Source organism: Paraburkholderia rhizosphaerae (genome assembly GCF_004366595.1).
Classification (GTDB): domain Bacteria; phylum Pseudomonadota; class Gammaproteobacteria; order Burkholderiales; family Burkholderiaceae; genus Paraburkholderia; species Paraburkholderia rhizosphaerae.
On record NZ_SORE01000065.1, the window covers coordinates 1 to 3321 of the forward strand.

4 protein-coding genes are annotated in these 3321 nt (G+C 61.6%); all 4 read left to right on the top strand.

Annotation, left to right across the window (positions count from 1 at the left end; genetic code table 11):
* Positions 1-130: 130 nt before the first annotated feature.
* Complete coding sequence (tnpA, locus tag BX592_RS33540; RefSeq protein ID WP_243849862.1) at positions 131-535, top strand: IS66-like element accessory protein TnpA; 405 nt, start codon at positions 131-133, stop codon at positions 533-535.
* Positions 532-888, top strand: coding sequence for an IS66 family insertion sequence element accessory protein TnpB (gene tnpB, locus BX592_RS33545; RefSeq protein WP_166676530.1), 357 nt, complete (start codon positions 532-534; stop codon positions 886-888). Before tnpA ends, tnpB begins: the two co-directional genes overlap by 4 nt.
* Positions 889-979: 91 nt before the next feature.
* The gene (tnpC, locus tag BX592_RS33550; protein WP_134197625.1) at positions 980-2575 is read left to right on the top strand and encodes an IS66 family transposase; all 1596 of its coding nucleotides are present in this window, start codon (positions 980-982) and stop codon (positions 2573-2575) included.
* 86 nt (positions 2576-2661) lie between these two features.
* Positions 2662-3261: a plasmid pRiA4b ORF-3 family protein gene (locus BX592_RS33555; RefSeq protein ID WP_134197626.1), complete on the top strand. Its 600-nt coding sequence runs from the start codon at positions 2662-2664 to the stop codon at positions 3259-3261.
* Positions 3262-3321 lie beyond the last annotated feature (60 nt).

Genomic DNA, 3321 nt, shown 5'->3' on the forward strand with positions numbered 1-3321 from the left:
GTAAGCGCGAATTTCCCCGCACCTAGCTTGCCAGCTTAAGAAGGTCCACGATTGCGTCCGCAACTACAACTTGCGGACGCAACCTATGAGAGAGAACGAAGTTGATTTCTTTCCGCTGCGGGTGACCGGCATGAGCGCGGGTGGCAAACGGAAGTTTGACGTGCAGGGCAAGCGCAAGCTGGTTGACGCCTGCCTGCAGCCTGGCGCGTCGATCGCCGGGCTGGCGCTGAAGGCCGGCGTGAACGCGAACCAGCTGCACAAATGGATCCGTTTGCGGCAGCAGGCTGACTCTGCGGCAGTGATGGCTGATGCCGAAGCCACAGCATCGTCCTTCGTGCCCGTCGTGACGGTCAGCGACACGGTGTCTGTGCGTGCCGATCGTGAGCGCGTGCCTGCGCCGGAGTTACCGACACAGCCGGCTACGCGCACGCGTCTGTCGGCACGGCTGCCCAACGGCGTGGCGCTCGAACTCGAATGCACGGGACAGGACACGGCGCTTGTCAGGGCGATGGTCGAAGCCCTGGGAGCGCGATGATGTTTCGGCTCGATGCCGACTTGCGGGTCTACCTGCATCGCGACGCAATCGATTTCCGGGCGGGTATCAACAGTCTGGTGATGCTGGTTGAGCAGTCAATGCATCTTGACCCGTTCGCGCGAGCCATCTTCGCGTTTCATAACCGCAAGCGCAATCGGGTCAAGCTTCTGCTGTACGACCGAACCGGCTTCTGGCTCATGTTGAAACGTCTCGAGGCGGACCATTTCGTGTGGCCACGCAGAGAGGAGACGGTGATCGGGATGACGACCGAACAGTTGCACTGGCTGCTTGACGGCATCGATGTCGACGCCATGCGTCGCCACCCGGCGCGACAGTACCAGCACGTGAGCTGAACGCCCGGCGTTGCCGGTAAACAACGGCGGCCCGGGCGGTTACAAATTGACGTAAACCCATCGCGCGCGGCACTGGGCTATCGTCACAGGCATGAACGAAGACGACTTCTCCCGATTGCCGCCGGCAGCCCAGGCCTATATCCGCGAACTCGAGGCGCGCAACCGGCAACTGGGTGAGCGCGTGGCGCAACTCGAAGAACAGTTCCGCCTGGCGCAGAGCAAACGCTTCGCGCCGGGCAGCGAGAAGTTGCGTGATCGCGTCTTCGACGAGGCCGAACAGATCGCCACCACCAAACCCGGCGACGATGATAACGACGGCACCGAAGATACGTTCGCGCTGCCCGATACGGGCCTGCCGGATGCGCCAGCGCCGGCAGGCAGCAGGCGTGGACGCAAGCCGCTGCCCGCACACCTGCCACGCCAGCGCATCGAATACGATCTGCCCGCAGACCAGAAGCGTTGCCCGTGCTGCGCAAACGCGCTTCACCGCATGGGCGAAGAACTCAGCGAGCAGTTGCATATCGAGGTGAAGGCGTCGGTGCTGCAGCACGTACGCTTCAAATACGCTTGCCGTCATTGCGAACGTCATGCCGAGCGTGCGCCGGTGATCATTGCCCCAATGCCCGCGCAGCCGCTGCCGGGCAGCAGCGCCAGTGCGGCAATGATCGCTACTGTCACGGCGGGCAAGTATGTCGACGGCACACCGCTGTACCGGATGGCGCATGCACTGGGTCGCGCAGACATCGAAGTCAGCCGCGGCACGCTGGCGAACTGGATCATACGGCCCGCCGAACTGCACTACAGCCGGCTGTTTGAAGCCCTGCGCCGGACACTGCTGTCGCAGCATCTGGTTCACGGCGACGAGACTACGGTGCAGGTGCTCAAGGAGCCCGGCCGTGCCGCGCAGAGCACCTCGTACATGTGGGCGTACCGTAGCGCCGAAGACTGTCCGGAACCGGTGGTGCTGTTTGACTACCAGCCAGGACGTGGACAGGAATATCCCCAGGCGTTTCTTGCGGGTTACAAAGGCCTGCTGATGACCGACGGGTATGCCGCCTGGCGTACGCTCGAAGGCCCGACGCACTTCGGCTGTCTGGCGCACGCGCGGCGTGCCTTTGTCGATGCCCTCAAGGGCATGAAGAAGCCGGGCGGGCGCGCTGCGCAGGCACTGGAATACTTCAGGGCGCTGTATCAGGTCGAAACGCTGGCCAAAGCCGATTTGCCCGCAGGCGAAACGCGCGTGGACCATACGTACCGGTTGCGCCAGCAGCACAGCGTACCGTTGCTCGTGTCCTTCAAGGCATGGCTCGACGAACAGGCCCCGCAGGTCCTGCCAGAGAGTCTGCTGGGCAAGGCCATTTCGTACACGCTCAATCAGTGGAAATATCTCAGTCGCTACGTGAGCGACGGGCGTGCGCCGGTCGATAACAACGTCATCGAGCGCGACATCAGGCCATTCTGTACCGGAAGGTCGTCATGGCTGTTCAGCGACACCGTTGCCGGTGCAAAAGCGAGCGCGATGGTCTACAGCCTGATGCTCACGTGTCGGGCCTGCAACGTCGAACCCTACGCATACCTGCTGCACGTGCTCACCGAATTGCCGCAGCGCGTGCCGGATGCCGACGTCACCGATCTCCTGCCGTTTAACTTCGCGAAGCGCCCAACCATGGTACGCAATTCGGTCTGATTCAATGTGTGCCATTGCCCCGGCACCGGTGCGCCAAGGGCGATAATGCGAGTCCTTCTGCAATTGACGACGCTCTGCACAAACCCATGGCCAGGTCCTACACCGTATATACGCTTCGCGCGCAACTGCGCGATATCGAGCCGCCCGTGTGGCGGCGAATCAGGGTCGACGGCAACATCACGTTGCGAAAACTGCATCACATCCTGCAAGCTGCCTTTGGATGGACCGATGCGCATCTGCACGACTTCGAGGTAGATGGGCGAACCTACGCAATGGGCGACAACGACAACATGCTCGATCTGTTCGCTGAAGATCCTGAAATGCTGGATGATCGCAAGGCACGGTTACACGGACTCACCTACCAGGGACATCGGTTCCTCTATCGATACGACTTCGGCGACGACTGGCATCATGACGTCCATGTCGAAGAGACCGCGCGTACCGATCGCGAACCTCACAGCGAAGCATGGATTCTTGCCGGAGCACGTGCGTGCCCGCCGGAGGATGTGGGTGGCACGCGCGGATATGAAGAGATGTTGCGAGTCCTGAGTCGGGAACCGGACAGCGAGGAGGCCAAGGAGTATCGAACATGGGCAGGCGACGACTTCGATCCGGAACTGTTCGACCGACGAGCGGCAAACGCGGCACTCTTGCGCATGGCATGGAATAACTGGGGTAAAAAGTAACCGTCTTTAGTTCCCAATGCAGCACAGGCAGCGATCCAGTGTGCTCAAATTAGCGCTTAC

Excerpts from the sequence above, each read along its gene's own strand:
- tnpA (WP_243849862.1), top strand. The coding sequence starts at position 131 with ATGAGCGCGGGTGGCAAACGGAAGTTTGACGTGCAGGGCAAGCGCAAG.
- BX592_RS33555 (WP_134197626.1), top strand. The coding sequence starts at position 2,662 with ATGGCCAGGTCCTACACCGTATATACGCTTCGCGCGCAACTGCGCGAT.
- tnpC (WP_134197625.1), top strand. The coding sequence starts at position 980 with ATGAACGAAGACGACTTCTCCCGATTGCCGCCGGCAGCCCAGGCCTAT.
- tnpB (WP_166676530.1), top strand. The coding sequence starts at position 532 with ATGATGTTTCGGCTCGATGCCGACTTGCGGGTCTACCTGCATCGCGAC.